The organism is Pirellulales bacterium, from assembly GCA_033762255.1.
Lineage (GTDB): Bacteria > Planctomycetota > Planctomycetia > Pirellulales > JALHPA01 > JANRLT01.
This window is the reverse complement of record JANRLT010000045.1, coordinates 12936-39791: the sequence shown is the minus strand read 5'-3', so window position 1 is coordinate 39791 and position 26856 is coordinate 12936. Positions and strand designations below refer to the sequence as shown.

Below are 26856 nucleotides of genomic sequence, written 5' to 3'. Positions count from 1 at the left end.
CGCCGCGTTGTTGGCCTCCGTGGGCGTGGGGTATACGTGTGTCTGCATGGTTATTGTCGTGTTATTTCCCCACGGAATCCGTCAGCTTGGTCGCTTGCACTTCGCTGGCTGCCAGGCCCGTGGCCAGGGCCTTGATATAGGCCGCGTTGCAGCCGCAGCAGCCGCCGACAAAACCGATCCCCTCCGCCGCCGCGACTTTGCCAAATTCTAAAAATTCCTTGCGCGAGACTTGAATCGTTTCCAGATCGTCGGGAAACGCGGGCAAGCGCGTGAAGGAATGGCATTCCTCGGTCGTATGAAATGCCGCCGGTTGCGCGGCCAAGGGTACCGTGGTCGCGGCACGCATCTCGCGCAATAGCGGCAGCATCCGCCGCGGGTCCTGTTCGCAATTGGCACCCACGGCTATCGCTCCCAGGTCGGCCATCACGCGGGCGCATTCCGCCGGCGTGTGGTCATCGCTGCATTTGCTAATCAGTGGGCGAAAGCTCATCGTGGCGACGGCGGGTAATCCTGCGGCAGCGGCGCACTCGAGCGCGACGCGCATTTCCGCCAGGTGAAAGAATGTTTCCAAGATCAAAAAGTCCACCCCCGCGTCCTTCAGCAAACGAATCTGTTCGGCGATATGCTCGCGTGATTTATCGAGCGAGGCCATCCCCTCGCGCTCGGTCAATTGCGTGCGCGAGACGCTTCCCGCAACGAGCGCTTGCTCTCCCGCGACTTCCTTGGCCAACTTGACCGCCGTGGCGTTGATCTTTTCGGTCTCGCCCCCGTACCCCGCGCGATTGAGCTTTTCCCGCGTCCCAAAAAACGTCAGGGCCTGCAGCACCTGTGAACCGGCCAAAAGAAACTCGCGGTGCAGTTCGCGCAGGGCGTCGGGGTTTTCGATGGCGACTTCTGGCGTGAATTGTCCGCTGCCGCGCCCCGTCCCCACGCGCTCGCGACCGGAGCCGCTATCCACATAGCCGCGGCGTTCCAGTTCGATGAGGTAACCGCCATCCCCCAGGACAACGCCGGATTTTATACGATCCACAATCGACAGACTCATGCGACACCTTAGTAAAAATGAATGATTTAATAGTCTTGATGTATAGGTCAGCCGCTGGGCGCTAGCCCATGGTTTCTGCCGCTGTGGGTCTATCAGCCGCTGGGCACTCGCCCATGGTTTCTGCCGCTGTAACCGCTGGCTAGCGTCCTACGGCTAAAACAACATCATGCCGCGCGGTATTTACCTCCTGGGGAAATTCCCACGTCAGCGCCAGCACCGCCAGTAATGCCAGCGTGATTCCCACTCCTTCGCGTGGGCCGATCCACTCGCGAAAAAACAACACCGCCAAGGGAATGCTAATCATGGGATAAAGGCTGGTAATCGGGGCAATAACCGCCGCTTTACCCTGGTAGGCAAACGCCATCAGCACCGCGTAATTCCCAAACGCCAGTAAAAATCCCACCGCCAGCAGAATCAGCCATTGGTTCACTGTCAGCCCGCGCGGCCATGGTTCGGTCAGGGCAAAGTACAGGCCCACGGGCAGAAACGCCCCCAGGTAAAACATGGCCGCGGTCTCGCCGGTCAGGGTCAGCGTGGCGACTTTTTCCATAAAGCCCGACCAGCCCCAGAGTACAATCGGTAATAACGCCAAAAAGTTCACACTCGAGAGGACGCTTCCTTCGCCGGCAATATTAATTAACCAAATCGCCCCCAGCGACAGGAACAATCCAATGACTTGCACACTGTTTAATCGCTCGTTCAACACGGTCACCGCCAAGAGCACCGTCACGACCGGATAGAGGGCGGTCAGCGACACCGCGGTCGCCACCTTGCTTCCCCGCGCCAGCGCCGCATAATAAAACAGATTCCCCGCGCACGTGATCAACCCGCCAAAAAAAGCATACCAAATGCTCCAGGCCAGATCCGCTTCAATCTTTACCTGCTCAGAAAAGCCCAAGCCGCCAAGGATCGGCAAAATACCCAGTGTGGAATACGCTTGGCATTGCCGCGGCGTGACGGCGTCCCCCAGGGCCTTGGACAACGCGGCCCAAATGCCCCAGGAAACCAGCGCGAGGATTGTCCAAACTAGCCAGGGGGGCATGGGCGTGGTGGGGAATGTGTGCTGCCGTGAAAATGGGCTGTGGGAAAAGCCTTTGTAACATACAGCAGGCTAGTCTGGGCGTCAACAAAAAAGCGGGAGGGGATAGCACCGGGAACTTGTTCCGGTGTGGGCAGCACAAGAAGTTCGTAGGGTGGGACCAGCCGCTATCCGGCTTTCCCCTATCAAAAATGCAGCTTCTGCGCAGTCCCACCTAGGACGCGGGTTCCGCGGGTTGCACCGGGAACTTGTTCCGGTGTGCGCAGCATAAGCAGCCCCATAGTTGAGCGGAAATCTTTGCAAGTATGCTTCTTACCGCTGTGCGGCCCAGGAACAAGTTCCTGAGGTAGCCAGTCAATAAACTAGGCTAGCCGTTTTAAATTTTATGCGGGCCACAGGCCCAACCTATCCCAGCCTAGGGCAAGCGCAGCGTCGCCTTAGGTTAATGGTAAAACTCAATAGGTAGGACCAACGGCCCGATTCATACAGGTGTATCCAAAAAGATTTTTTCATTCATGGATATCCTACGGATGGCACAGGAACTTTTTCCGGCCTGCGCAGCACATGCAGCCCACTGAGTAAAGCGAAACGAATTTCAAGTTTGTTTCTTATCGCTGCGCCAGCAACAAGTTCCTGAGGTAACCAGTCAATAACTTAAGCTACCCACTGGCCACTTGCAGTGTGCGAAAAGGCACACCGCAACGCTCTACTTACACGCTAATAAGCTGCATCTTCAAGGCCATTACAAACATATACAAGCATTACTTTTGCACCAGGCAATCAAAAGCGTTAGAATGAATTATGAAATTTACACAGCATTTAACTTTTCTATCTTAAATTGGGGAGAACTGCTCATGAATCTTGTTTTTCGCTCGTTGGGTTGCCGTATCATGCTTCTTGTTACTGCAACTCTCACAATTTTCTCAATCATAACTTTGCCCGCTGGTGCGGCAACGGTGCTAGAAGATCACTTTAATGATGGTGTTCTTGACCCTGCTTGGAACGTGACGCTTACCAATGCGACGGGTTGGACTTATTCAGAAAGCGGAACAACACTCTCTGTCACTGATATTGCCCCCACGGTGATCAACTCGGGTAACGGCGGACCAATTGCGACTGTTACGCTTAGCCGTAACATCCCGCCAGTCTCGGACTTTCATATCGACTTTGACTTTTCTTGGGATTCAATAGTTCCAGGGGGCAGCAATAGCGTACGTGCGATGCAATCGGTTGAGCTGCGTCTATTCGACAGCAACGGCGACACCGTGGGACGGGCAATCATGTCCGACGGCTGGGTTGTGTTTTCGGGCAGCCGATACGTGGGTTTTGGGAACACCTTCACAGACACGGGGATGGGGTCCGCGCCGCTTGCCGACACGGCGAGCGTGGATCTTGATCGGTCGAACAACTTGGTCAAAGCAGATTGGGACGGGAGTCGATTTTACACGGGAGTCGCCACAAACCCGGTAACTAGCATATCGTTAGGCTTCAGGTACTATGCCTTCAATGGCGCCGGTGGACCATCTCATCTGGGAACACTCAACGTCGATTATGTGCGGATCGAAGACATGGCTGTGCCAGAGCCGAGCGGTTTGGTATTTGCGGGCATCACCGTCGTCAGTGCCATATGGATATTAACACGGCGACGAAGCCCAAATTGACTTTGTTAGAAAAATTACGAAGGCGCGGTACCACCTAGGGCACGCGGGTGACCCGAGAACTTGTTCCGGTCTGCGCAGCACAAGCAGCCCCACAGTTGAGTGGAAATCTTTGCAAGTATGCTTCTTACCGCTGTGCGGCCCAGGAACAAGTTCCTGAGGTAGCCAGTCAATAATTTGGGCTATACTCGCTTTCACTCAAGGCTCAGAAATGAAAAATGGATGGGCCAGAAGCATTTGACTCTTTGCTGGGTAAACACGCTTGACGCTGTGTGGGCCACAGGCCCAACCGATCCCAGCCTAGGGCAAGCGCAGCGTCGCCCTAGGTTATAGGGAAATAAAAAAATGTTGGGCCAACGGCCCGATTCATATTACAAAAGATTGAAACCTATTCATTAACTCGCGGCACCCTTCACGCCTCTTCCTCTATTCTGTGATGCGGCTCAAGAGAATCAAGTGCTTTAAGCGTCGTCCAAAGTGCGTCGTGTAGCTCAGCATCCCTTTGCTCTTGCGAAAACAGTACTTTTACGCCATCCATATAGTCGAGAATCTTAGAAACTGGAAATGCCGCGCGATCCTCGGAGATGCAGAACTGATACCGAAAAAGAATTCCTACGAGATAGATTTTCAGACGACTCCGCAGGTATTCAAGATCAAGCGATGCGAACTCGATTGAACCGTTCTGATACAGCATATCATCGGAAAATATGGATGCATATTCATTGATTTCAATAGAACTTCCCTCTAGTGGCCGGGGAACCTGGAATACGATTTCACGGAGCACTGGGTAGTCAGGATTCTCTATGTATTCTAATATTGCCTTGCCAACCGCATCGACTTCGGCAGGAACAAATGGATTTTGCCCCGCATGGTGGTATTCATCCGAGTGCATGAAGAGCTGTCGACATGCTTCGAGTACGTCCGACCATGTAGTTGCGCCTTCTAATACCTGGAAGGCTTGAAGTACTTGGTCACGCATAAGAATATGCCCCCTAATCTTTGGTATTGGTGTAAGGGTCGAGCTGGCGCGGTTAACACTGTCGTTTTTACTATTTTTATTTTAATTTTGCACCGTTCTTGCTGAAAGCCATTTGTTGGCACCCCCACGAACAACCCACCAACTTGGCCAGCGGGTAGTATCGACACTTAATGCGGTGTGCGCAGCACAAGCAGCCCCATAGTTGAGCGGAAGTATTTGCAAGTACGATTCTTACCGCTGCGCGCCCCAGGAACAAGTTCCTGAGGTAGCCAGTCAATAACCGAGGCTAAACGCTAATCAGGAGTACCCGGCAATTGTAATTAACTGCAATCTCTAACGACTTAAATGCGGAAGATTGCTTCTCAATTCTGAGTTTTGACAATAAGCACGGAGTGCCGAAGCAACTTCATGCAGTGGCCTTGCAAATGCGACTTCCGGAAATGTGATTCTCGTGGCAACGGGAGTTTGTTGATTAGGCCCGGAAAGACCCTGTCGATAAAATGCGCCAATTAGTGTCAAGGTTCGTGCCATAGGCGGGCCAGATACCTTGGATTGGTGCAGTGATTCCCATAGTGAAATCAGCAATTGCTGGCGAAAACCTTGCAGTGAAAAGACCAGCCATAACACGCGAACCAACCCCGGAAGGTACGGCACGTTATCTAACGACGATGAACCAATCAGATTGATTTCAATGCCTTCCTGACAAATCCGGATAAGTGGACGTCGACGTGCCAAGAGATTAAAAGCTGCGAGTGCCGCAACCAACAGAAACGGCAGTGACATGACTGAGAGTGCAATCCCAGCTTCGAAGGCAGATTTTCCATCTGCTCGTTTTAGATAACCGAATAAAAACAACGGTCCAAACAAAAAGCAAAAAGCAGCAAGCCCGCCAAACACGATTAGCTGAATGCTATATATCCATGTTTTAGCAGTGAATTGCGTTGGAATTGCTGAATTCGCCATTGAACTACTATCGTGTAATAGAATGCAAGAACCCCGCTACGCGTCGCGGCCTACCATACGCTAGCGCGTTCCGGCCGCTGCCAACTCCAGCACTTCCCGCAGTCGGTCCTGAATCGCCTGCACCTCCATGGACTCTTCGCGCAGGGCCTCGATCGCGCGGACCGCGGCCTCGGCGGCGGGGAGCGTCGTGATACACGGGACGCCGTGGCTGACCGCCGCCGCTCGGATCCGCCCCTCGTCCGTGCGGGCCCCTTTTCCCCCTGGGGTGTTGATAATGAGCTGCACGCGGCTGTCGATAATGTAATCCAGCAGGTTGGGATGCCCTTCTTGCAGTTTCTTGAGCCGTTCGACGGGGATCCCCTCTTTTTCCAGGCTGAGCGCGGTTCCCACCGTGGCGACCAGTTGATAGCCCAGTTTGACCAGCCGCGCCGCCAAGGGGACGATCGCCGCTTTGGCCGCTGGCGTGTGCATGGATAAAAAAATCGTCCCGGAGGTCGGCAGCACTGTCCCCGCGGCCAATTGCGCCTTGGCAAAGGCGATCGAAAACCGCTCGCTCGTCCCCATGACTTCGCCGGTGCTTTTCATTTCCGGACCCAGGATAATATCCACGCCGGAAAATTTCACAAAGGGAAAGACGCTTTCTTTTACGCTGACATGCGTGGGGATGGGGTCGCTGGTGATTCCCTGCGCGGCGAGTGACTGGCCCGCCATGACCTTGGCCGCAACCTTGGCAATCGGCAGTCCGGTGGCCTTGGCCACAAACGGCGCCGTGCGGCTAGCGCGGGGATTCACCTCCAATACGTACAGGACCAGTCGGTCATCCTCGCGCTTCAGCGCGTACTGCACGTTCATTAGCCCAATGACGCGCATGTGTTTGGCCAGGGCAATGGTGGCCTGGCGGATTTCCTGGATTGTCGGCCCCGACAGGCTGTACGGCGGGATCGCGCAGGCCGAGTCGCCGGAATGCACCCCCGCTTCTTCAATGTGCTCCATGATCCCCGCGACGATGACGTCCTGCCCATCGCCAATCGCGTCGACATCGACCTCGATCGCGTCTTCCAAAAACTTATCAATCAGCACCGGCTGCCCCTGGCTGACCAGGAATGCCTCGGTCACGTAACGCTCAAACTGCGCCGTGTCGTAACAAATTTCCATCGCCCTGCCCCCGAGCACAAAGCTGGGCCGCACCAAACAGGGAAAACCGACTTTGGCCGCTTCCGCGCGGGCCTGATCCATCGTCCGGGCAATGCCATTGGGGGGTTGCCGCAAATTCAGCCGCTCCAGCAGTTGGGCAAATTTTTCGCGGTCTTCGGCGTTCTCGATCGTGTCCACGCTGGTGCCGATGATCGGCACGCCCGCCGTCCAGAGCGCGCGGGCCAGGTTGAGCGGCGTCTGCCCGCCAAACTGCACAATCACCCCGTCTGGCTGCATCCGGTCGCAAATGTTGAGCACGTCCTCGGTCGTGAGGGGCTCAAAGAACAAAATGTCGCTCGTGTCATAATCGGTGCTGACGGTCTCGGGGTTGCTGTTGACCATGATCGATTCGATCCCCAGTTCCGCCAGGGCAAAGCTGGCATGGCAGCAGCAATAATCAAACTCGATCCCCTGGCCAATGCGGTTGGGCCCGCCGCCGAGGATCATGATCCGCTTGGTTCCAGGCTGTTTAGCCGGGGTTTCATCCTCGGTCTCGTAGGTGGAATAATAATACGGCGTGTAAGCCTCGAACTCCGCCGCGCACGTATCGACCGACTTAAACGTGGCGATGATCCCCCGCCGCTTGCGCTCCTCGCGCACTTGCATATCCGTTGTATTCCAAATATGCGCAAGCTGCCGGTCCGAAAAACCAAACCGTTTGGCCCGCCGCAAGAGTTCCGTGGGGCAACTGGCCAGATTCGCCACCGCGCGCAACTCTGTTTCCAGCTCTACAATTTGCTGCAATTCGTCCAAAAACCACGGGTCAATATGGGTGATCTCGTGGATTTCCTCCACCGATAAACCCGCTTTGAACGCGTAACGCAAGTGCCACACCCGGTCCGCCCCCGGCACCGCGATTTTTGCCCGGATGTCATCCAAACTGGGCTGTAGCGGCGTACCCCACAGGTCCTTATTATCGCTGCCAAAGCCAAAACTGCCGACCTCTAGCCCACGCAGTGCTTTTTGAAATGATTCCTTAAACGTGCGGCCAATCGCCATCGTCTCGCCCACGCTTTTCATCTGGGTGGTCAGGCGGGGATCGGCCTCGGGAAATTTTTCAAAGGCGAAGCGCGGAATCTTTGTCACGACGTAATCAATGGTCGGTTCAAAGCAGGCCTTGGTCTCGCGGGTGATATCGTTGGCTAGTTCGTGCAGCCGATAACCGACGGCCAATTTGGCGGCGATTTTGGCAATGGGAAAGCCGGTGGCCTTGCTGGCCAGCGCGCTGCTGCGGCTGACGCGGGGGTTCATTTCGATGACAATCATCCGCCCGGTGCGCGGATCGATGGCAAACTGAATATTCGAGCCCCCCGTTTCCACGCCAATCTCGCGGATGACGGCCAAACTGGCGTCGCGCATCCGCTGGTATTCCTTGTCCGTCAAAGTCTGCGCCGGTGCCACGGTGATGCTGTCGCCGGTGTGCACGCCCATCGGGTCAAAATTTTCGATGGCGCAGATGATGACAACGTTATCATCGGCGTCGCGCATGACCTCCATTTCGTATTCTTTCCAGCCGAGGATGGATTCCTCGATCAGGACTTCGGTCACGGGAGAAAGATCGAGCCCGCGCTGGACGATGGTTTCGAACTCTTCGTGGTTGTAGGCAAAGCCACCGCCGCTGCCTCCCAGGGTAAAGCTGGGCCGGATGACGCAGGGGAGGCCAATTTCGGCCAGGGCTGCGCGGGCGTCGGTGATATTTTTAACCGTGCGGCCGCGGCAGACATCGAGGCCGATTTTTTCCATGGCCTCTTTAAATTCCTGGCGGCCTTCGGCTTTTTGAATGACATCCGCCCGCGCGCCGATCATTTCGACGTTGTATTTCGCCAGGATTCCCTTTTTTTCCAGGGACATGGCCAGATTGAGTCCGGTTTGGCCACCCAGCGTGGGCAATAGGGCGTCAGGGCGTTCGGCGGCGATGACTTTTTCCACGATTTCCCAGGTGAGCGGCTCAATAAAAGTGCGGTCCGCCGTGCCGGGGTCGGTCATGATGGTGGCGGGGTTGCTATTGACCAGGACGACCTCGTACCCTTCCTCGCGCAGGGCCTTGCACGCCTGCGTCCCGGAATAGTCAAATTCGCAGGCCTGGCCAATGATAATCGGGCCGGAACCAATGATTAAAATCTTGTGGATGTCGGTACGCTTGGGCACGTGAAATCCTGGGGAATAGCCGTAAAATTAATAGCAGTAACAAGTTGCGACAAACACGCCCAATTTGTGCGGGAGTGTTAAATCTTCCGAGAATACCACATCCGTTGGCACAAATTCAAGCGCGTGGGCGGGGGGGCGGGGGGGAGCAAAGTTAATTGTTACGGTGAATAATTCAAGACAAATAAAAAAGAATGCGATTTTTTTGTACATCGTTCCTATCACCACCCCCCACACCCCGTGAAAGCCACCGCCCCCGCGCGGCTGTTTACAATAGGGCCAAGCTGTCTCCCTGCCATTTCGCGCAACTCTTCCACTACGCCACTCCTCCAAACTCCCCCCGTGACCACGCCCGCCCCCGATACCCGTGCCAGCTTGATTCTGCGGTTGCCCGACACCGCCGATCATGCGGCCTGGCGGGAGTTTGCCGAAATTTATGAACCACTCATCTGCCGCTTGGCCCGCGGTCGCGGTCTGCAAGAAGCCGACACCCGCGATCTGGTCCAAGATGTTTTCCTGGCGGTCTCACGCTCGATTGGTCGGTGGGATCCCGCCAAAGAACGCGGCCGCTTTCGTGATTGGCTGTTTACCATCGCCCGTAATCAATTGCTCAAGGTCCTGACCCGCCGCAAATACCGCCCCTGGAGCGCGGGAGGGAGCGATTTAACTCCCCTGTTTGATAATCAGCCCGCGCCCGAAAGCAACCTTTCCACCGATCTCGACCAGGAACTTCAACGCCAAATCTTTGCCTGGGCCGCCGATAAAGTCCGCCACCAAGTTCACGAAAAGACTTGGCGGGCCTTTGCCCTGACCAGCCTCGACAACCTGACCTGCGCCGCGGCCGCCGCAGAACTAGACATGACCACGGGCGCTGTCCACATCGCCCGTTGCCGTGTCCTGGGCCGCTTACGCGAACTTGTAGCCAATACCACCATCCCCCATGACCATTGAGGCAGCCATGACCATCCATCTTGCTCCCCATGCCGACGACCGCGCTCTGGAATTGCTAGTGCATGGCGCTGAATCCAGCCCTGACTTTCAACAGGCCGCCGCGCATGTCGAAGACTGCCCCCTCTGCCAGGAACGGCTGGATCAATTAACCGGTTCGGCGGAATTTATGCCCCTCGTGCGGGAAATGCTCAGCGGAACGGACATCACGCAGCTTAACGTGGGAAACGTTAGTGTCCCTGGCGGCGATCCCTCGAGCAGCCACGTATATTTGTGGCCCACGGGTGATCGGCCGATATTTGCGGATGAACCGGCGGAGAGTGAATCCACACCCACGCTGGAGTTTCTCAGCCCCCCCAGCCATCCCGAAATGCTGGGTCGGCTTGGTCGATACGAAATCGAAAAAGTCATCGGCAGCGGCGGCATGGGCGTGGTGCTCAAGGCCTTTGACACCGAACTGCATCGCCCGGTGGCGATCAAGGTATTGGCCCGGCATTTGGCGCACAGCGGGGCGGCGCGAGCCAGGTTTGCGCGCGAGGCGAAAGCCGCCGCCGCGGTTGTGCACGAGCATGTCGTGGCCATCCACACGGTCGAGACCGCCCCCCGCACAAGGGAAAATACGCGGGATGTGCCGTTTTTGGTCATGCAGTTTATCGCGGGAGAATCCTTGCAAGCCCGCGTCGAGCGGAATGGACCGCTGACGGTCAAAGAAATTTTAAGGATAGGCGCGCAGGCGGCGGCGGGACTGGCCGCCGCGCATGAACAAGGACTGGTCCACCGCGATATCAAACCCGCGAACATCCTCCTAGAGAATGGGGTCGAACGGGTGCTGCTGACGGATTTTGGCCTGGCCCGGACGGTGGATGACGCCAGCCTGACCAATACGGGGATCGTGGCGGGGACGCCGCATTACATGTCCCCCGAACAAGCCAACGGGGACGCGACCGACCAACGGACGGATCTCTTTAGCCTGGGGGCAGTGCTCTACTTTATGGCAACGGGCCGGCCCCCCTTTCGGGCGGAACGGGCGATGGGGGTGCTGCACCGGATCGTGCATGACCGGCAGCGGCCGGTGTGGCAGATCAATCCCGAAATTCCGGATGAATTGTCGGACCTGATTGACAACCTACTAGAAAAGCGCCCCGCGCGCAGAATTCCTTCCGCCGTCGAAGCGCGAAGTCGATTGCTCGCGCAACTAGAGTCCGCGCAAAATCCCCGTCGTCCCTGGTTACGGGCCGCGCGGCAATACCTGCGACGTCAGCAGCGCGCGCTGGTGGGGAGCGCGGCGCTGGCGGCTTGTCTGTTGATAGTGGCGGCATGGTGGTGGAACGGCCTGGATAAAGGTGTTAATGCCAATACCGACACGATGAGAAAAATTGCCTCACAGCCTACCAGGGCAAATCCAACACCCTCCGCTGAGAAACCTGACGTGCGCATCGGCAACAAACCGCTACAAGAAACCGCCAAACTGTCCTCCTTGCCAAATTATGATCCCGCGGGGCTGCTGCTAGCGCCACAGGCGGACGCGGAATTTGCCGCGGAACTGGCACAAATCAACGCGCGGTTGCAGACAGTCACGGAACCTGCGGCATGCGAAGCCATCCCGTGCGACACTGCCCCCCTGGAGACAGTGGAACTGCAAACACGCTTGCGGCAGTTAGAACAAGAATGATTTTATTCGACCCGGCTTGCCAACTCTTTTTCCTTGGAGATGTTTATGCCTGCTTTGATGAATTCACGTATGGTTTACCTTTTGGCTGGGGGGGCATTGATGAGTGTCGCCCTGACCGCGGCACTGGCCCAGCAGTTCCCAAACGCGCTAAATCCCACCGGAGAGACAACGTCTGCCGGAGCAGGCGCACCTCCGGGAGCGACAACAGGAGGGGCGGGTAGTCCCATACTCCCCGAAGTAGGGGGACCGGGCATACCGGGGGGCGTAACGGGGGTGGGTCCATCACCTGTCACCGGTCCCGGTGGATCGCCTGATGCTGGTCCTGGCGGGCCTGGTCACCGCACTTCAGACATCGTCACGGGGTGGGATACCGTGGTGATTGGCACCGTAGAAAGCGGCAGTGCCGACCAACCCCAGATTTCCCTGGATAAACTGCATTCGCTCGACGAAATTCGCAAACTCAAGCATGTGGGGCGTATTCCTTTAATGGTCTATCGCACAGAAGTTATTAATAAAAGTTCATCGGGGCCTATTCACTATATCAAGTCGTTACAACAGCCTCCGGACCAGCGCGGCGCACTGATGCAGAAAATCCAGGAACTGAAAGGGCAATTGCATTCGCCAGAAATCAAGCGCGAGCAAGTGGAACAAGATCTGCGCAAGGCGCTGGAACAGTACTTTGTGGCCGATATGCAGTACCGCGTGCGGGAACTGGACGAGGTAAAGAAAAAAGTCCAAGAGCTAGAGGCCAAACTGGAAAAACGCCTGCAATCCAGCCAGGAGGCGGTCGATTTGCAGTACAAGGTCATTCTGCGCGAGGCGGACGGAATGGGCTTTTTTGGCGGAGGGGGTAGTCCATTGCCAGGGACTGGCCCCCTGGGAGATGTGATTTCCTCCACACCCAATGCCGCTCCTCCCGCTGGCATTCCACTAGTGCCACCCCCAACTATCCCCGGACCACTGCCGAGACTGTCCGCACCGATCCCTGTGCATCCCAGCGGTGCTGACTCCTCCGGTGGGGGTGGATTCTCGGGTAGCGAAGAGGGGTACGACCTTCCCGCCGGTGCGCCCAGTAGCGCAGCGTTTCGCCGTGTGGAGGTGCTACCGTTAGATCCCACCGTCCCCGCGCCAGGGGAGGAAGAAGGCCCGACGCGCTAGAGTGGGTAAGAGTACAGGAACTTCACGCCCTGGCCGCCCACGCGGCCAGGGCGGTTTTATTAGATGATCTATGTAGTATAGTAGGGAGAAATACTGTGCGCTGTCATACAAAAATTTCCAATTAGGACTGTGCAGTTATATATTAATTATCTTCATTATCAGCTAGTCTGCTCTTCCTACGCTACAAAACCAGCCTCCTCTCTGGGACACTTGAATTTTTTTGCGTTTTGCCGGACAATCAGGCCAATAACAGTGGAAGGGAGCCTACCCACCTCACTGGGCAGTTCCTATCCAAATACAACCCCTTCACGCCTCTTTGACCGGCAGCCCGCATGGCCCTGGATCGCCCCGCCACAGAGATCCCCAGCGAAACCACGTCCCAACAGGATAATTGGTCGGGGCAAACTCCCCGCGCGCTGGGTTACCGAATGCCCGCCGAGTGGGAACCACACGCCGCGACGTGGCTTTCTTGGCCGCACAAGGAAGCGAGTTGGCCGGGAAATTTTACGCCCATACCTCGCTTATACGCTCATTTAGTCCGAACGTTGGCGCGGCACGAGCCGGTCCACATCTTGGCTGGGGGGGAATCGCTTTTTCCCGAGGTATCCCGCCTCTTTCAAAACCAAAGCCGTGTCACCGTCCATGACGTGCGCACGGACGACGCCTGGCTGCGCGATAGTGGGCCTATCTTTTTGAATGGAAAACCGGGCGCGCCCCCCGCGCTGATTAACTGGGGATATAACGCTTGGGGGGGCAAATACCCCCCCTACGAGCTGGATGACCTCTTGCCGACCGAAATCGCCGCGCTGACCGGCCGAAACAAATTTACCCCTGGAATTATTCTGGAGGGGGGGGCGATTGATGTGAATGGCCGCGGCACGCTCATCACCACGGAACAATGCCTGCTCAATCCCAACCGCAACCCCCACCTGGACCGCGCCAGCGTCGAGAAATACCTGACGGATTATCTGAATGTCACGAATATCCTTTGGTTAGGCGCGGGAATCGTGGGTGACGACACGGACGGCCACATTGACGAGCTAGCGCGGTTTGTGAATCCCACGACCGTGGTGGCGGCGGTGGAGGAAGATCCGACGGACGAAAATTATGCCGCATTGCAAGATAACCTGCGCCGCTTAAAAAGTTTTAGCGACCAGGACGGCCAGCCGTTGACGATTATTCCCTTGCCCCTGCCACGGGCCATGGATTATGAGGGGCAGCGTCTGCCAGCCAGTTACTGCAACTTTTATATCGCCAATGGCGCGGTGCTAGTCCCGCAATTTGGCGATCCGGCGGATCATGCGGCACTGGACATCCTGCGTCCGCTGTTTCCGGGGCGCGAGGTGCTCGGCCTGTTTGCCCGCGAACTGGCCTGGGGCCTGGGGGCGTTTCACTGTATTACGCAGCAAGAGCCGCGGTTGGCGGGGGGCTGACACATTACATTTCCGCGAGACTAAACATTCAATAAACCAGAGGGCAAATCGCGTTTGCTTTAGGATTTTTGTTTGCAATACGAGTGATGGACGGCTAACATCGTTATTCGCTTGTGGGCCAAACATGGCAGTTCTTTGCGCAAAAAGTGATAATAACTTGCGGGCCAAAGGCCCAACCTATCCCAGCCTAGGGCAAGCGCAGCGTCGCCTTAGGTATATGGTTAACATCAATTTGGCAGGGCCAACGGCCCGATTCATCATCGCACCAAGATAAATTTCGTGGAACAGTCTAGCGTTTGATGGGTGTAAGTCCACACTTCGATTACCATCCACAAATTAAATTTTCATTTTTAAAATTATTCTTGTAAGTCTACTAGTTAAGGCATCTATTTTCGATTAAAAAAAACATGGACGAAAAACTCCAATTCTCACTATTTAAGCATTTGGAGGCTAGCAGATGCCCAACATTCCCAAAAAAGTGCAGGATCGGCTTGTCTCCGGGATCAAGAAGTTCCAACCAATCTTGGACCAGTCAAAGTCCCGTGATGTGGGCGAGGCCGATACAGTAACTATTGTTAAGGACATGCTTACGGAAGTTTTTGGTTATGATAAGTACTCTGAGGTTACTTCTGAGTATGCGATCAAAGGCACTTTTTGCGATTTGGCAATCAAGCTAGACAATGAATTGAAATGCTTGATTGAAGTCAAGGCAATCGGCTTGGAACTTAAAGATGGCCATGTCAAGCAAGCTGTAGATTATGCAACCAACGAAGGTGTTGACTGGGTAATCTTAACAAATGGTATTCACTGGAGGGTTTACAAGGTCGCATTTTCTAAACCCATCGACAAAGACCTTGTAATTGACATAAATTTTTGCTGCCTAAACACCAAGCAAGAGGATGATTTGCAAATTTTATTTATGTGGTGTCGTGAAGCATGGGTCAAATCACTTCTCGGTGATTACCATACCCAACAGCAAGCTCTTAGTCGCTTCTTTATTGGAAACATGCTTTTGTCAAATCCAGTATTAAATTCAATTCGCAAAGGGCTCAAGCAAATCTCTCCTGACGTGCGCATTGAAATTGAGCAAATTCAGTTGGTCTTGATTAACGAAGTCATCAAGCGTGAAGTTATGGAAGGTGACAAAGCCGATGAAGCAAAAAAGAAAATCAACAAAATGCTGAAAGCAATTGCTAGAAGCAAGGAAGAAAAAAATGCAGCGGAAAATGATGACTCTTCAGAAAAAGATAAAATCACCAAAGGTCCAGTTAACAACAACTCCAATCAATCGTAAATTCCCATCTCCCCCATGACCCACAATCTACGCATCGGCGTCCCTAGCAAGGGGCGGTTGGCCGAATTGGCCGAGGAACTCCTCAAACAAGCGGGGCTCAGCTTTCGCCGCAGCGAGCGAACGCTCTTTGCCCGGGTGAAGGAACTTCCCGTCGATGTCACCTTCCTCCGCACCGACGACATCCCCGTCCTGTGCGCTGAAGGAGCCATCGACCTAGGCATCACCGGGGGGGACCTCATCCTGGAAAGCGCCGCCGATGTCGTCCACAGGCTCCCCCTCGGCGTGGGGACCTGCCGACTGGCTGTCTGCGTGCCAGAATCCAGCCCGGTCAAATCCGCCGCCGAACTCAACGGCCTGCGCATCGCCACCAGCTTTCCCCATGTCACAAGGCAATATCTGGCCAAACATGGCGCCTCGGCCCATCTGGTCAATCTGTCCGGGTCTGTCGAAATCATGATCGCCTTGGGCGTGGCGGACGGAATTGTTGATCTGGTCGAAACCGGCAGCACGCTGGCGGCCAATCAACTGCGGATCTTGGACGAAATTGGCAGCTACGAGACAATTCTGATCCAGAACCGCGCCGCGCGGCACGCGGAATTGGCCGACCGCGTGGTGCGGCGGCTCGAAGGGGTCGTCATCGCGCGGGCATACTCCCTGTTGGAATACAACGTGCCTCGGGCCAAGCTGGCCCAAGCGGAAAAGATCACGCCGGGTTTCAACTCCCCCACGGTAAGCGCGCTCGAGGACGCGGCTTGGTGCGCGGTCAAGGTGATGGTCCGGCGGCAAGAAGTCATCCCTATCATGGAACAACTGGAACAACTGGGCGCGTCGGCAATTTTGGAGACGCAAATTACGAATTGCAGGTTGTGAGTGAGGGTATTAACCTAGCCCCAATTCGCATCGCACACTATTTTTCCCATTCGCTCCAATCGATTCCCTCGGTCTGCACCTCAATTGCGGTTAAAAATCCTTTGCGAGTTGGCTTGGTCACCGTAATCGTCACGCGGGACTCTCCCAATGTGTACTGCATTTGCACCTTTTGGGGAGTATTGACCTGGGCAGCGGCTGATTCTTTCCAGTCTGATTCGCCCATGCTTTCACGAATGGCAGCGACAGTCTTTTCCAGATCAACCTGGGATTTCAACAACACCTGTTTCTCCGCCGCTAAGTATTGAAAGTTCACCATTTTCTTGGGGAGCGGAATTTGGCTTACTAATATTGGCTTTGGTGGCTGCTCTTCGGCTTCCGCGGGACCAGCGCTATTTTTCGCTTCTTCCTTTGACTCGCGCAAGATCTCAATCGGGAACCCCTGGGCATCGACTGACACGATGCCTTCTGGCTGCTGCTCGAGCGTGATCATAATGATGTCTTCGCGGGGGGTCTTGTACCGTAAAATTCGCTTCCCCTCTTGCTCTTCGTCGTGAGTGAACAGCTTGTGGCCCGCGGCGATCATCGCCTGATCGTAGTATTCGCTGACTTTGGCGATGGTGCCGGGAATCTTGCAAAAGAGTTTCCAGTCGGAATCATCGTATTCCACATCGGTCGCCTCGGCTGGCGCGGGCAGTTCGTTCCCAAGGGTTTGTAGGGTAATTTGCACGACGATTTTTCCCTGTTGAGCCGGGGCGGCGCTGGTGGAACAGGTCAATGTGTAACCTTGATTCCGCAGAGTCACGGTGGGCCGCTCGGCATCGTTATTTCCAGAGGTGTTAGGCCGGACATATTTCTGCCAACCAGCAGCGGCAAGGCTTTTCATCATCGCCGCGTGGGAATCGGCGACATTGAGGGGAGTGACCCACATGACCTGGTGTTGACTGCCATACAGCTCTGTCCAGTCCGCGGGATGGGGCAGGTTGCGCACGTCATAATTGCCGTAATAGACCAACATCACGCCTGTTTTGCCCGGTTCACCCCCCTCGGAAATTGAACAACTAAGGGAGTATCCCCCTGCTTTTACAAAATTCGTATTGGAACTGGTTTCATAGACTTGATTGTCATTGGGACCGGTTCCAGGCACCCAGCCTTGCTCCGCCAGTTGCTGGGTCAGGTATTCCTTGATCGGTTTTTGTTCTCCCGGGACGAGGGCGTAAATTAAACCCGTTTGTCGTCGCCCGACCGTGGCTTCCTTGTGAAATTTTAACTTGCGCATGTCCAAGACCTTCGCCAATTCCAGGGCGGGCACGATCTTGCCTGGCGCGAGGGCCGGTTTTGGCGGCCCGGGAGGCTGTACCGGGGTAGGAGTCGCTGCGTTTCCAGCGGCGGCAGCGGGTGCGTTACCGGCATTCATCGTCGCTTGCGCCGCGGCAGGAGACGTGGATTGCCCCCCGCAGCCCATGATCCAGGGCAACACTCCCAACGTACAGAACGCCAACCGTGTAAGCATGGGCATCATGACGACCCCTGTTTTAAAAAAGTACAAGAAGTTAAAGAGTTCAAGAATATGAAAAACGTGATGCTAAAAATGGCCGTGATAAGAAACGGCCAGCAAAGCGACTAATATCCCAGGAATTCGGGGATAAAGCAACCATTTCCGATTTAGCGGAAGAGGGTCAAAAATGTTACTTCCATAACATCAAGACCATTTTACAGGTACCGCCGCGCGCGACGGTAGCAATTTTTGCGGCTACCGCCAGCGTCGGCTGGGGTTCCACGGCCAATAGCTTTTGCGCGTGCCGCCAAAGCGCAATTCGACCCCGGCGGTCAAGGAGAGTTGGTTTTGCGTTTCATAACCGGCCTGCCCCCCCCAAATAATGTTATCCGTGACATCAAGACGCCACGTCCAGTATTGATTATGGCGGTATTTTAGACCCGCGCCGATTGGCGTGGATAATACTCCCTCGCTACGGCGCAAGCCGCTGACATCGGTATAGTCAAAGTCAGCGATGCCAATCCCCAAGCCCACATACGGCCGCCACCGCGCGTCCCCCCAAGGGTAATACACCAGGCTGCCATCCCATAACAACAGTTGACTAGTAAAATTATCGCTGCCGGGACTCCCCAAAAAATCGATGCCCTGCTCGCTAAAGGCCAATCGCGTTTCCAAGCCCCAATAATGGTCATAATCCCAGCCCAGGCGAAACCCGCCCAAAAAGCCAGTCCCCAGATTCACCTCGTCGGCAATGAGTGTCTCTCCCGAGATCCCGCCGATAAACCCACCCACGTAATACGGCCGATTTAGCCACGATCCCGCGACCAGGGGCTCTCCGTGCCCCGTGTAACGTTCTTGGGCCCGTTGCCGAAAAACACGTGGAAGCCAGTTGAGGTCGTCGGCAACCGGAGGAGCTTCGGCCCAAGGGGACTTCCCGTCCGGCGGCCCGGGAAGAAACTCGTTCGCCTCTTCCGCGGAAATCCCCGGCAGGGGACGGGGCTCGCTCATTTCCCAGGGTTGCTCCATTCCTGGGCTATCCCCGGGAAGGGAACCATTAAACGGCGACTGCGGGACTGGCGGGGGTGGTAGGGGTGCAGCGCCCGAATCCCGTACAAGCGGTTTTTCCCGTGGAATTTCTGGGTTTGATTTTGGGTTAGGAGGGGGCAATTCCGCTAGTGGAGTGTTTGCGGTAGTCTCGCCGGTTTGGGCCAAGACAGCAGCCGTCCGGGGGGTAAATTCCGTGTTTTCAGCCTCTTCCGTCATCGCGTCATAAGGTTCTGACATAACCGGCGGGGTTGCTGTCGACCGCCAACGCAAGCCGGAATTTGCCACTCCTTTACCTGCGGTGGACGGCCGCGTCACCGAACCAGCCCGCGGCGCAGCGGGGGATTCTTGTGTCGTGGAGCGCGAATATGCCGGAGCAGCGCGCAGCGAAACATTGCGACTGGCGGAGATTGCCCCCAACAGGGACAGAATCACCAATAGCTGCGCGATAAGTCGTGGGAATACCACTCGCTGACGCGGCAATCCAGCACCAGGGGGGCAAAAAATCGCAAGCCGTCATACGGCCCGCCAGTCAAAAAAGTGGCGGGGATTATCGGCGTTTCCGCCCGCGACGTCAACGCGAATTTGAGCCAATTTTATAGGTTAATAGAAGGGAAAACAGTCTTCCTGCAATTCTTCAGCTAGCGTGGCGGATGGCAATTGGCCCCATAAGATAGCTGCTAGCAGCAATGATTTTTACATAATTTATTCCGTTGCCTGCCCCGATCCCCAACGACGCATGAGTTTGTGCGCTACACCCAACTGATCACAAATGCGCGCCACGACAAAATCTACCAAATCCAGTAGGCCGGTGGGTTCATGGTAAAAGCCGGGGCTGGCGGGCAGAACCACGGCCCCCGCCAAGGTCGCGGTCCGCCAATTTTCAATTTGCGGCAGTGAGAGCGGCGTTTCCCGAGGCACCAAAATCAGCTTTCGCCGTTCCTTTAGGTGCACTTCCGCCGCGCGATGAATCAGGTTACTCCCCTGGGAATGGGCGATAGCCCCTAATGTGCTCCCCGAACAAGGACAAACCACCATTCCCGCCGTCAATGCCGAGCCACTGGCAATGGGACTAAGCAAGTCCTGAAAATGACTATAACGCAACCGACTTGTATCGATAGGCAATGGGGGGAGCGACTCACCCAGACGAGGAGCTCCAGTGCCGGGTAATGCGGATTTCCACCCCCCCTGCTGCGCCAAATGCGTTTGCCACAGTTGTAAATCAGCTAACAACGGTTGGGGAGTAAAACGCTTTAAATCTATCTCTATTCCCAATTCTTGACGCAACACTTCGCCAAAGCTGGGGCTAATCGTTAAGTAAACTTCTTGCCCGGCCTGCAATAATACTTGCAGTAAACGCAAACCGTACGGCGCGCCACTAGCTCCGGTGAGGGCAAGAACAATCGGGGGCATGCTGGAGTTTAGAGTCTGGAGTCTGGAGTCTGGAGTCTGGAGTAGTGGAGTTTAGAGCATGGTGTTTGGTTTCAAGCGTAAGTACTGCCGTATTTTTCATTCATCATTCACAATTGGCCCCTTTTCTCCCACGTAGAGCGTCGCCACACCCAGGGTGAGGGGATAAAATTTGACGTTCGCCAGACCCGCGGCTTCCATTCGCTTGACAAGGGCCTGGTACGCGGGAAATTCCCCCACGCTAGCGGGCAGATACTCATAAGCGGCGGATGAATTTCGGGCAAGGGCCTGGCCCACGCGGGGCAGGACATTCTTAAAATACCATTGGTAGCAAGCCTTAAACGGCTGCCAACGGGGCGTGCTGAATTCCAATACCGCGACTTGGCCGCCGGGACGGCAGACCCGTGTCATCTCGCGCAAACCCTGGTCGGTGTCGGATACATTGCGCAGGCCAAAGGCGACCGTTACCAATTGAAAGTGGTCCGTCTCAAACGGAAGCTGCTGGGCGTCGGCCTCGACAAAAGCAACCCTAGCGTGCAATTTGGCTTGAACCGCTTTTTTGCGAGCGATATCCAACATTTCAGGACAAAAGTCCGCGCCGATGACCGGAGCGGTCGTCCGTTTAGCCAGGGTCAACGCCAAATCCCCCGTGCCGGTACAGAGGTCCAAAATCGGCACATCCTTCAAATCATACTTCAACCGCCGAGCGGTTAACCAGCGCCAGTAAATATCAATTCCACCGCTCAGCACGTGATTCATCAGATCATAGCGCGGCGCGATCTCGCCAAACATTCTTTGCACGCGGGCGTTGGATTTATCGACTTGCGTCACATTGCACCTGAAATTTCCACCATTGACCAATCCACAGGCGTTAAGAAAAATGTTATTAACACGGTCAACAGTTCACGCTCGATTAACTGTGATAATCCGCTGGATTTAACCGGCCCGAGGAGTTAACTCCCGCCGGACGGAGCACGCAAACCCTTTTAAGGCTTGTGGTTACGTCACAATTAAACTGTCCATTGTAAATATTCAAAGACGAAAAGCATAGCTGGCGCCCCGGTGTGGATAAAAAATTCTTGGCTCCGCATGATCAAAAACCAGCCAACCAGGAATACTTCTGCCACTAGCACGACGAATGGACCTACATATCACCCCGCCTCCAACCGCGCGGGACAACTCGCGCGAAGTGCCATGCTGAACACCCTCTGCGTCCATTTTTTACCTCAATTAACCACAGCGGAGGAACTCGCCGCGGGGACAGTGGTGGTTTTGGATATTTTACGGGCCTCCACCACGATCACCGCCGCGTTGGATAATGGCGCCAGCCGCGTTATTCCCTGCCTCGAAGTGGCCGACGCCCAAAAAACAGCCGCAACCCTTCCCGCGGGGACCGCGCTCTTAGGGGGTGAACGGGGAGGCCTTCCCATCGCTGGATTTGACGTGGGGAACTCTCCGGCGGAGTATATCCCCACGCGCGTAAGGGATAAAACCGTGGTCTTTACCACGACCAATGGCACGCTGGCGATGTCCGCCTGCCGCTTGGCCAGTGAGGTCTTGGTGGGGAGCTTTGTCAATTTGACGGCGGTGGCCGATCGCCTGGCCGCGATCAAGGGAAAACGCCCTATCCATTTGCTGTGCGCGGGAACACGGGGAAGGATTACCCGGGAAGACGTATTGTGCGCCGGGGCCATCTGCCAGCGAATGTTCACGAGCCTGGATGATCATTCACTTAATGACCAGGCTTGGCTGGCGCTGGAGGCCTGGCAAGGGGTAATTGGGCCAGCAAATGCGGCACGGGGTCGGGCCTGGTTGGACCTGTCCCATAGCGAGCGGGAAACGCTGAACCACACCGAACGCCAACATCTGTTAAAAACTTTGGCAAATACCCAGGGAGGCCGCAACCTTCGGGGGATAGGCCTGGAAAGTGATCTGGCCCTGGCGGCCAAAATTGACCAATCTAGTCGCGTCCCCATGCTGGATCTGCAAACCTGGGTGATTACCTAAGCTGACCGCACAAAAAAGCGGTGATTACCAACGAGGCGCAATCTTCTCCGGTGATCGGGCCGCCTGTCGGGAATTTAACAGGGCCAGCACCCCGGCTCCAAAGATAAATCCCCCAATATGCGCCCACCAGGCGACTCCCCCTCCCAGATCGATGTTTAAAACTTTGATCCCTTCCAGGATCTGCCCCGCCAGCCAAAAGCCCAAAACCAGCCAGGCGGGCAACTCAAAAAACAGGGGAAAGATAAAAATGGGGACTAAAATATGGACGCGGGCATGGGGCCACGTGACAAAATAGGCTCCCAACACGGCGGCGACCGCGCCGCTGGCCCCGATCGTTGGTAAAAGGCTGTCGGAGTGTATCGCCCAATGAAATCCACTGGCGACAATTCCGCCACAGATATAGAAAATAAGAAAGCCGGTATGGCCCAGGCGGTCTTCGACATTATTGCCAAAGATATACAGAAACAACATATTGCCCAGCAGATGCAGCAAACCGCCATGTAAAAACTGGCTAGTAATAAGGGAGGTGTAAATTTCGCGGGAATCGGCCCGCAGCAGATAGACGGGCTGCAGATGCTGGACAAATCCCGCTCCAAACCGCACCTGGACTTCCCCCGCGGGAATCTCCAGCGGTTTTCGCGTGGTCAATTGCTCGATCCGCGCGGGCACAAAGCCCCGGTGGGCGTGCAATTCAAAAAGCTGCTGCTCCGATAAACGCAGGCAAAGAAGGTACACCAAAACATTCAGGCCGATGATCAGCCAGGTGACCAAAGGCGCGCGACGGGCAAAGTTTTCATCGGCGACGGGAAACATAATGGGAAACCCCTGGTTGTCATTCATTTCCCCGCCGGGGCGGAGTTTTTACAAAAACAGGGGGCCATCAGAGAGGGAACCCGCGGCCCCACAGGCCAACGGCGGGCCGCGGCGCTTAACCAAAATTGGGATTTTCAATGGGCAGGGGGATGCCTTTAATTTTTCCTTCCAACACCAGCGCGGTCCGCACAAAGCCCTGAAAGCGGGCGATGAGCATGGCGTTGCGCCGACAGCGCAATAGCTCGATCGCCAGGATCAGTCGGTCGCCGGGAACCACAGGCCCGCGAAAGCTGACTTCGTCCAGGCCGCCAAACCCGACAACCTTCGCACCCAAGAGATCGTACTTTTGGGTATAAAAACTGGCTAGCTGCGCGGCTGCCTCGCACATGATCACGCCGGGCATCAGCGCGTATTGGGGCATATGCCCCCGCACCCAAAACTCATTTGGGGTGATATCCTTATAACCCACGGCGATGTTTTTCTCCCGGTCGAGATAGACGATCGCCGTCAACTGTTCCATTTCGAAACGTTGTAGATTGTACCGGCGAATTTCGGTCACATCACACAAGATGTGATCCAAATTCAGGGTACTGGGATCGACGATTAAATCCTTGGTAGGCAAACACCGGCTCCCGCGAATTCACAAAGAACGCCCGCGCCGGGACGGCCGCTTCACGCTTGGCGCGGTACCCGCCCCCACTCCGACAACATAGCCAAATCCCCTACACGGGATTGTATTAGGTCTTAATATGCTTACGCTTGGCCTTGCGGGCTTTGCTATTGGCCGGACGTGCGCCGTGATTGGCTTTTTTCAGGGTTTTATGGGGCTTAGCCATGATGGGGTGGAATTTCCGTGGAAAAAAAGTGGCCCAATAACCGTCCGCCTGGACCGCTTGGCGAACCACGCGGTTCACCTGGAAACGGAACAGGGACGTTACCAATAAAAACTACCACGCAAAGCCCGGAAAGAAAAGGTCTCTCGCGGTTTTTGGTGGTAGGGAAAATGCCGCAATTTTAGGGTCGCCATTTCGCGGCCGGGGTCGCTGCCCGCTATTTACTGGCCAATTTATCGCTCAGCCGCAAATAGTCCAACGCCACTGACAAGGCTTCGTTAAAGTAGTAATCCCGCTTGACGACCGGCTTGTTGGGTTTGTTTTGCTCTTCAAATTCCTTTTCTTCTTCCTTTTCACTGTTAAATTCCTCGCGTTCGGCTAAAAATTTAGCCTCGTTCAGATTGACCCGCTTGCTCTTTTTAATCGATTCATAACGGGCGATCTTTTTGGCCTCCTTTTGAAAATCCTCCGACTTTTCGGTCCGTTCCTTGGAAAGAGCCCGCAATTCGTCAATCATGCTTTGTTCGACCAGGTTTTCCTTGCGGAATGGGAGCGGCTCGACATGGTCAAAGGCCAACGCATAATCCAAATCCGACTCGCCCACGTCTAAATGCGAGGTGATCGAGGGAATTTCCACATCGGCCAGGACCCCGCGATTTTGCGTGCTGTCGCCGTTGGGGCGGTAAAACTGCTGCATGGTAATTTTTAGCGAGCCAAATTCCGGGGCATTGGCCGTGGGAAAAAACCGCCGGCCCAGGTCCATCAGGCTTTGCACGGTCCCTTTGCCATGGGTGGCTTTGTCGCCAATGATCAATCCGCGGCCATAATCCTGGATGGCTCCGGCAAAAATTTCACTGGCGCTAGCGCTGAATTTGCTAGTCAAAACGACCAAGGGACCATTCCAGGCCTTACCACGGTCTTGATCCTCATAATGTTGAATGTTTCCCTCGGCGTCCTTGACCTGGACCACGGGGCCTTGGTCGATGAACAAACCGGTCAGGCTGATCGCCTCGGGCAAGGAACCGCCCCCATTTTGGCGGAGGTCCATAATGACCAGATCGACTCCCTTGGCGTTAAAATCGTCCAGCAATTTCTTTACGTCGCGGGTCGTGCTTTTGTAGTCCTCGTTGCCGGCGCGGGCGGCTTCCATATCCATATAAAAGCTGGGAAGGTTAATCACACCAATCTTAAAGGGCTGGCCATTGGGCTTTTTGCCCTCTTCAATGATTTCGCTGCGGGCCTCGCTATCCTTCAGCTCGATGCTGTCACGGGTTAGCTTAATGATTTTTGGCTCGCCCACTCCGCCGGGAAGGACCTTTAACTGGACGGTGGTTCCGGCCTTGCCGCGGATCATCTTGACCACATCGTTCAAGTTCATGTCCACCACATCGACAAACTCGGTTCCTTCATCCTGCGCGACTGAAATCACGCGGTCATCGGCCTTCAGTCGGCCATCCTTGTCGGCGGGACCGCCGGGAATAATGTTGGTGATTTTGGTATAGCCGTCATCATACTGGAGCGCGGCCCCGATCCCTTCTAACTTAAGGCTCATGGCGATGGTAAAGGACTTGATCGTGCTGGCCGACATGTAGTTGGTGTGCGGATCAAAACCGGTCGTCATGGCCGAAAGGAACATCTCCACCAGATCGTCGTTGTTTAGCTGGTGCATCCGCTTGCCAAAGCTGGCATAACGCCGCTTGAGCTTGTTTTTCGCTTCGGCTGACTCCACTTTGTCGGATTTTTGCACCAAGAGGTCGTACTTGACCCGCCGCCGCCACCGATCGTCCAATTCCTTTGTGTCCTTGGCAAAATCCAATAACTTGCCATCGGTCACCAACTCTTCTTCCAGGGTAAAGTCATGGTCCTGGTCCAACAATTGCTGCGCGTAGGCCACGCGCTCATCCACGCGCTGCAAAAAGCGCTGGAACACGGCAAAGCCAAAACTGACATCCCCTTTGCGGATCATGTCGTCCAGATCGGTTTTTTTGGCGGCGAACTCATCCACGTCGGACTGCAAAAAATATTGCTTCAGCGGATCCAATGTCCGGAGAAAATTTTGGAAACAGCGCTGGGACATCTCGTCATCGACGGCGTGCTTGGTCAGATGCTCGTCATTGAGAAACTTAGCCACCACCCGGGCAATGTACTTATCATTGGCCCCGGGGGCCGTCGGGTCGGCCGCCACCGGTTGCGGACCAAATTGCCCCCAACCCAAAGCCAGCACACACGCGGCTCCGCCAGCCCAGGGCAAAACTTTTGAGACTCGATTCCACAACCCGTGATTCATACAAAAATCCCTCTTCAAAGTAATTCACCCGCTTGGTCCGAAGACGGCTTGGCCACGGACCACAAGTCGAGCGGAAAATGTTCCGAATTTTGACAACCTACCCCGGACACCACGAACCAAAATGGGCGTATATCAGTGTTAAACTGTACTACGCATCACCCCGGGAGAGTGTTCCCGGGAAAGGCAAAACCGGCTGATCCGGGCGGTAAGGGGGCGTCAATTAGTAAAAAATGGGCCACCTGGAATCCTATCCCACGTACTAACGGGAAGCAAGATCGATCTGGTCCGGGGTGGGGGAAGTGACCGGGACGTGACCAAAAGACAAAAGCGATAACCCCGGCTACCCCTCTCAAAACCGTCGCGGATACGCCAATTTACTGGCAAATAGCTGGTTTTTAACTGTTGGCGGTTTCACACAGTTGCATTTGGACTGCTCGGCCCAAAAACCTTTAAAGACGCTTTTGGCTCGATCCGCGCAGCCCCCCCACAGAGGGCAGTTTTTGGCCAAATGCTACAGTCCGAATAGCCGTCAGGGTTTGCCAGTTTTGCCCAAGCCGGAGGAACCCTGG

20 protein-coding genes are annotated in these 26856 nt (G+C 55.3%); 8 read left to right on the top strand and 12 right to left on the bottom strand.

The window, feature by feature from the left end; translation table 11 throughout:
• Nucleotides 1–61: 61 nt before the first annotated feature.
• Nucleotides 62–1045: a homocysteine S-methyltransferase family protein gene (locus tag SFX18_13555; GenBank protein MDX1964174.1), complete on the bottom strand. Its 984-nt coding sequence runs from the start codon at nucleotides 1043–1045 to the stop codon at nucleotides 62–64.
• A gap of 139 nt (nucleotides 1046–1184) precedes the next feature.
• The gene (locus tag SFX18_13550) at nucleotides 1185–2087 is read right to left on the bottom strand and encodes a DMT family transporter (GenBank protein ID MDX1964173.1); all 903 of its coding nucleotides are present in this window, start codon (nucleotides 2085–2087) and stop codon (nucleotides 1185–1187) included.
• Nucleotides 2088–2878: 791 nt separating this feature from the next.
• Here SFX18_13550 and SFX18_13545 point away from each other — a divergent pair.
• A complete protein-coding gene (locus tag SFX18_13545) occupies nucleotides 2879–3745 on the top strand; it encodes a hypothetical protein (protein MDX1964172.1) in 867 nt (288 codons plus the stop codon).
• Nucleotides 3746–4154: 409 nt separating this feature from the next.
• Here SFX18_13545 and SFX18_13540 read toward each other — a convergent pair whose 3' ends face one another.
• The 3 genes from SFX18_13540 to carB all read right to left on the bottom strand — a co-directional run bounded on the left by SFX18_13540 (nucleotide 4155) and on the right by carB (nucleotide 9026).
• The gene (locus SFX18_13540; protein ID MDX1964171.1) at nucleotides 4155–4721 is read right to left on the bottom strand and encodes a hypothetical protein; all 567 of its coding nucleotides are present in this window, start codon (nucleotides 4719–4721) and stop codon (nucleotides 4155–4157) included.
• Nucleotides 4722–5054: 333 nt separating this feature from the next.
• Complete coding sequence (locus tag SFX18_13535) at nucleotides 5055–5684, bottom strand: hypothetical protein (GenBank protein MDX1964170.1); 630 nt, start codon at nucleotides 5682–5684, stop codon at nucleotides 5055–5057.
• Between the two features lie 60 nt (nucleotides 5685–5744).
• Nucleotides 5745–9026 (bottom strand): carbamoyl-phosphate synthase large subunit, encoded by a 3282-nt coding sequence (gene carB, locus SFX18_13530; GenBank protein ID MDX1964169.1) that lies wholly within the window; start codon nucleotides 9024–9026, stop codon nucleotides 5745–5747.
• 339 nt (nucleotides 9027–9365) lie between these two features.
• Between carB and SFX18_13525 the strand changes: the two genes are divergently transcribed.
• The 6 genes from SFX18_13525 (at nucleotide 9366) to hisG (ending at nucleotide 16398) form a co-directional block, all read left to right on the top strand.
• Nucleotides 9366–9974, top strand: a complete 609-nt coding sequence (locus tag SFX18_13525) for a sigma-70 family RNA polymerase sigma factor (protein MDX1964168.1) — start codon at nucleotides 9366–9368, stop codon at nucleotides 9972–9974.
• A complete protein-coding gene (locus SFX18_13520; GenBank protein MDX1964167.1) occupies nucleotides 9964–11643 on the top strand; it encodes a serine/threonine-protein kinase in 1680 nt (559 codons plus the stop codon). Before SFX18_13525 ends, SFX18_13520 begins: the two co-directional genes overlap by 11 nt.
• Before the next feature lie 45 nt (nucleotides 11644–11688).
• On the top strand, nucleotides 11689–12801 hold the full coding sequence (locus SFX18_13515; GenBank protein ID MDX1964166.1) for a hypothetical protein: 1113 nt from the start codon (nucleotides 11689–11691) through the stop codon (nucleotides 12799–12801).
• Nucleotides 12802–13133: 332 nt separating this feature from the next.
• Nucleotides 13134–14234 (top strand): agmatine deiminase family protein, encoded by a 1101-nt coding sequence (locus tag SFX18_13510; GenBank protein MDX1964165.1) that lies wholly within the window; start codon nucleotides 13134–13136, stop codon nucleotides 14232–14234.
• Between the two features lie 457 nt (nucleotides 14235–14691).
• Nucleotides 14692–15528 carry a type I restriction enzyme HsdR N-terminal domain-containing protein gene (locus SFX18_13505; protein ID MDX1964164.1) on the top strand — a complete coding sequence of 279 codons (837 nt, stop codon included), beginning with the start codon at nucleotides 14692–14694 and terminating at the stop codon, nucleotides 15526–15528.
• A 15-nt stretch (nucleotides 15529–15543) separates the two neighbouring features.
• Nucleotides 15544–16398: an ATP phosphoribosyltransferase gene (gene hisG, locus SFX18_13500; GenBank protein MDX1964163.1), complete on the top strand. Its 855-nt coding sequence runs from the start codon at nucleotides 15544–15546 to the stop codon at nucleotides 16396–16398.
• Between the two features lie 37 nt (nucleotides 16399–16435).
• Here the strand turns inward: hisG and SFX18_13495 are convergent, their stop codons facing one another.
• The 4 genes from SFX18_13495 to ubiE all read right to left on the bottom strand — a co-directional run bounded on the left by SFX18_13495 (nucleotide 16436) and on the right by ubiE (nucleotide 21178).
• Nucleotides 16436–17917, bottom strand: a complete 1482-nt coding sequence (locus SFX18_13495; GenBank protein ID MDX1964162.1) for a hypothetical protein — start codon at nucleotides 17915–17917, stop codon at nucleotides 16436–16438.
• A gap of 231 nt (nucleotides 17918–18148) precedes the next feature.
• Nucleotides 18149–19420, bottom strand: coding sequence for an outer membrane beta-barrel protein (locus tag SFX18_13490; GenBank protein MDX1964161.1), 1272 nt, complete (start codon nucleotides 19418–19420; stop codon nucleotides 18149–18151).
• Nucleotides 19421–19642: 222 nt separating this feature from the next.
• Nucleotides 19643–20350 (bottom strand): flavin prenyltransferase UbiX, encoded by a 708-nt coding sequence (locus tag SFX18_13485; GenBank protein ID MDX1964160.1) that lies wholly within the window; start codon nucleotides 20348–20350, stop codon nucleotides 19643–19645.
• A 96-nt stretch (nucleotides 20351–20446) separates the two neighbouring features.
• Nucleotides 20447–21178 carry a bifunctional demethylmenaquinone methyltransferase/2-methoxy-6-polyprenyl-1,4-benzoquinol methylase UbiE gene (gene ubiE, locus SFX18_13480; GenBank protein ID MDX1964159.1) on the bottom strand — a complete coding sequence of 244 codons (732 nt, stop codon included), beginning with the start codon at nucleotides 21176–21178 and terminating at the stop codon, nucleotides 20447–20449.
• 363 nt (nucleotides 21179–21541) lie between these two features.
• Between ubiE and SFX18_13475 the strand changes: the two genes are divergently transcribed.
• Nucleotides 21542–22354, top strand: coding sequence for a 2-phosphosulfolactate phosphatase (locus tag SFX18_13475; protein ID MDX1964158.1), 813 nt, complete (start codon nucleotides 21542–21544; stop codon nucleotides 22352–22354).
• Between the two features lie 24 nt (nucleotides 22355–22378).
• Here SFX18_13475 and SFX18_13470 read toward each other — a convergent pair whose 3' ends face one another.
• The 3 genes from SFX18_13470 to SFX18_13460 all read right to left on the bottom strand — a co-directional run bounded on the left by SFX18_13470 (nucleotide 22379) and on the right by SFX18_13460 (nucleotide 26287).
• Entirely contained in the window at nucleotides 22379–23167 is a 789-nt protein-coding gene (locus SFX18_13470; GenBank protein MDX1964157.1) for a rhomboid family intramembrane serine protease, read from the bottom strand.
• 115 nt (nucleotides 23168–23282) lie between these two features.
• Nucleotides 23283–23789, bottom strand: coding sequence for a 3-hydroxyacyl-ACP dehydratase FabZ family protein (locus SFX18_13465; GenBank protein MDX1964156.1), 507 nt, complete (start codon nucleotides 23787–23789; stop codon nucleotides 23283–23285).
• A 428-nt stretch (nucleotides 23790–24217) separates the two neighbouring features.
• Nucleotides 24218–26287, bottom strand: coding sequence for a carboxy terminal-processing peptidase (locus SFX18_13460; GenBank protein ID MDX1964155.1), 2070 nt, complete (start codon nucleotides 26285–26287; stop codon nucleotides 24218–24220).
• Nucleotides 26288–26856 lie beyond the last annotated feature (569 nt).

What these genes read in the sequence shown, in the direction of transcription:
- SFX18_13470 (MDX1964157.1), bottom strand. Translation starts at nt 23,167, where the DNA reads ATGTTTCCCGTCGCCGATGAAAACTTTGCCCGTCGCGCGCCTTTGGTC.
- SFX18_13460 (MDX1964155.1), bottom strand. Translation starts at nt 26,287, where the DNA reads ATGAATCACGGGTTGTGGAATCGAGTCTCAAAAGTTTTGCCCTGGGCT.
- SFX18_13505 (MDX1964164.1), top strand. Translation starts at nt 14,692, where the DNA reads ATGCCCAACATTCCCAAAAAAGTGCAGGATCGGCTTGTCTCCGGGATC.
- SFX18_13535 (MDX1964170.1), bottom strand. Translation starts at nt 5,684, where the DNA reads ATGGCGAATTCAGCAATTCCAACGCAATTCACTGCTAAAACATGGATA.
- SFX18_13540 (MDX1964171.1), bottom strand. Translation starts at nt 4,721, where the DNA reads ATGCGTGACCAAGTACTTCAAGCCTTCCAGGTATTAGAAGGCGCAACT.
- SFX18_13545 (MDX1964172.1), top strand. Translation starts at nt 2,879, where the DNA reads ATGAATTATGAAATTTACACAGCATTTAACTTTTCTATCTTAAATTGG.
- SFX18_13515 (MDX1964166.1), top strand. Translation starts at nt 11,689, where the DNA reads ATGCCTGCTTTGATGAATTCACGTATGGTTTACCTTTTGGCTGGGGGG.
- SFX18_13475 (MDX1964158.1), top strand. Translation starts at nt 21,542, where the DNA reads ATGCTGAACACCCTCTGCGTCCATTTTTTACCTCAATTAACCACAGCG.
- SFX18_13510 (MDX1964165.1), top strand. Translation starts at nt 13,134, where the DNA reads ATGGCCCTGGATCGCCCCGCCACAGAGATCCCCAGCGAAACCACGTCC.
- hisG (MDX1964163.1), top strand. Translation starts at nt 15,544, where the DNA reads ATGACCCACAATCTACGCATCGGCGTCCCTAGCAAGGGGCGGTTGGCC.
- SFX18_13550 (MDX1964173.1), bottom strand. Translation starts at nt 2,087, where the DNA reads ATGCCCCCCTGGCTAGTTTGGACAATCCTCGCGCTGGTTTCCTGGGGC.
- SFX18_13555 (MDX1964174.1), bottom strand. Translation starts at nt 1,045, where the DNA reads ATGAGTCTGTCGATTGTGGATCGTATAAAATCCGGCGTTGTCCTGGGG.
- SFX18_13520 (MDX1964167.1), top strand. Translation starts at nt 9,964, where the DNA reads ATGACCATTGAGGCAGCCATGACCATCCATCTTGCTCCCCATGCCGAC.
- SFX18_13495 (MDX1964162.1), bottom strand. Translation starts at nt 17,917, where the DNA reads ATGATGCCCATGCTTACACGGTTGGCGTTCTGTACGTTGGGAGTGTTG.
- SFX18_13485 (MDX1964160.1), bottom strand. Translation starts at nt 20,350, where the DNA reads ATGCCCCCGATTGTTCTTGCCCTCACCGGAGCTAGTGGCGCGCCGTAC.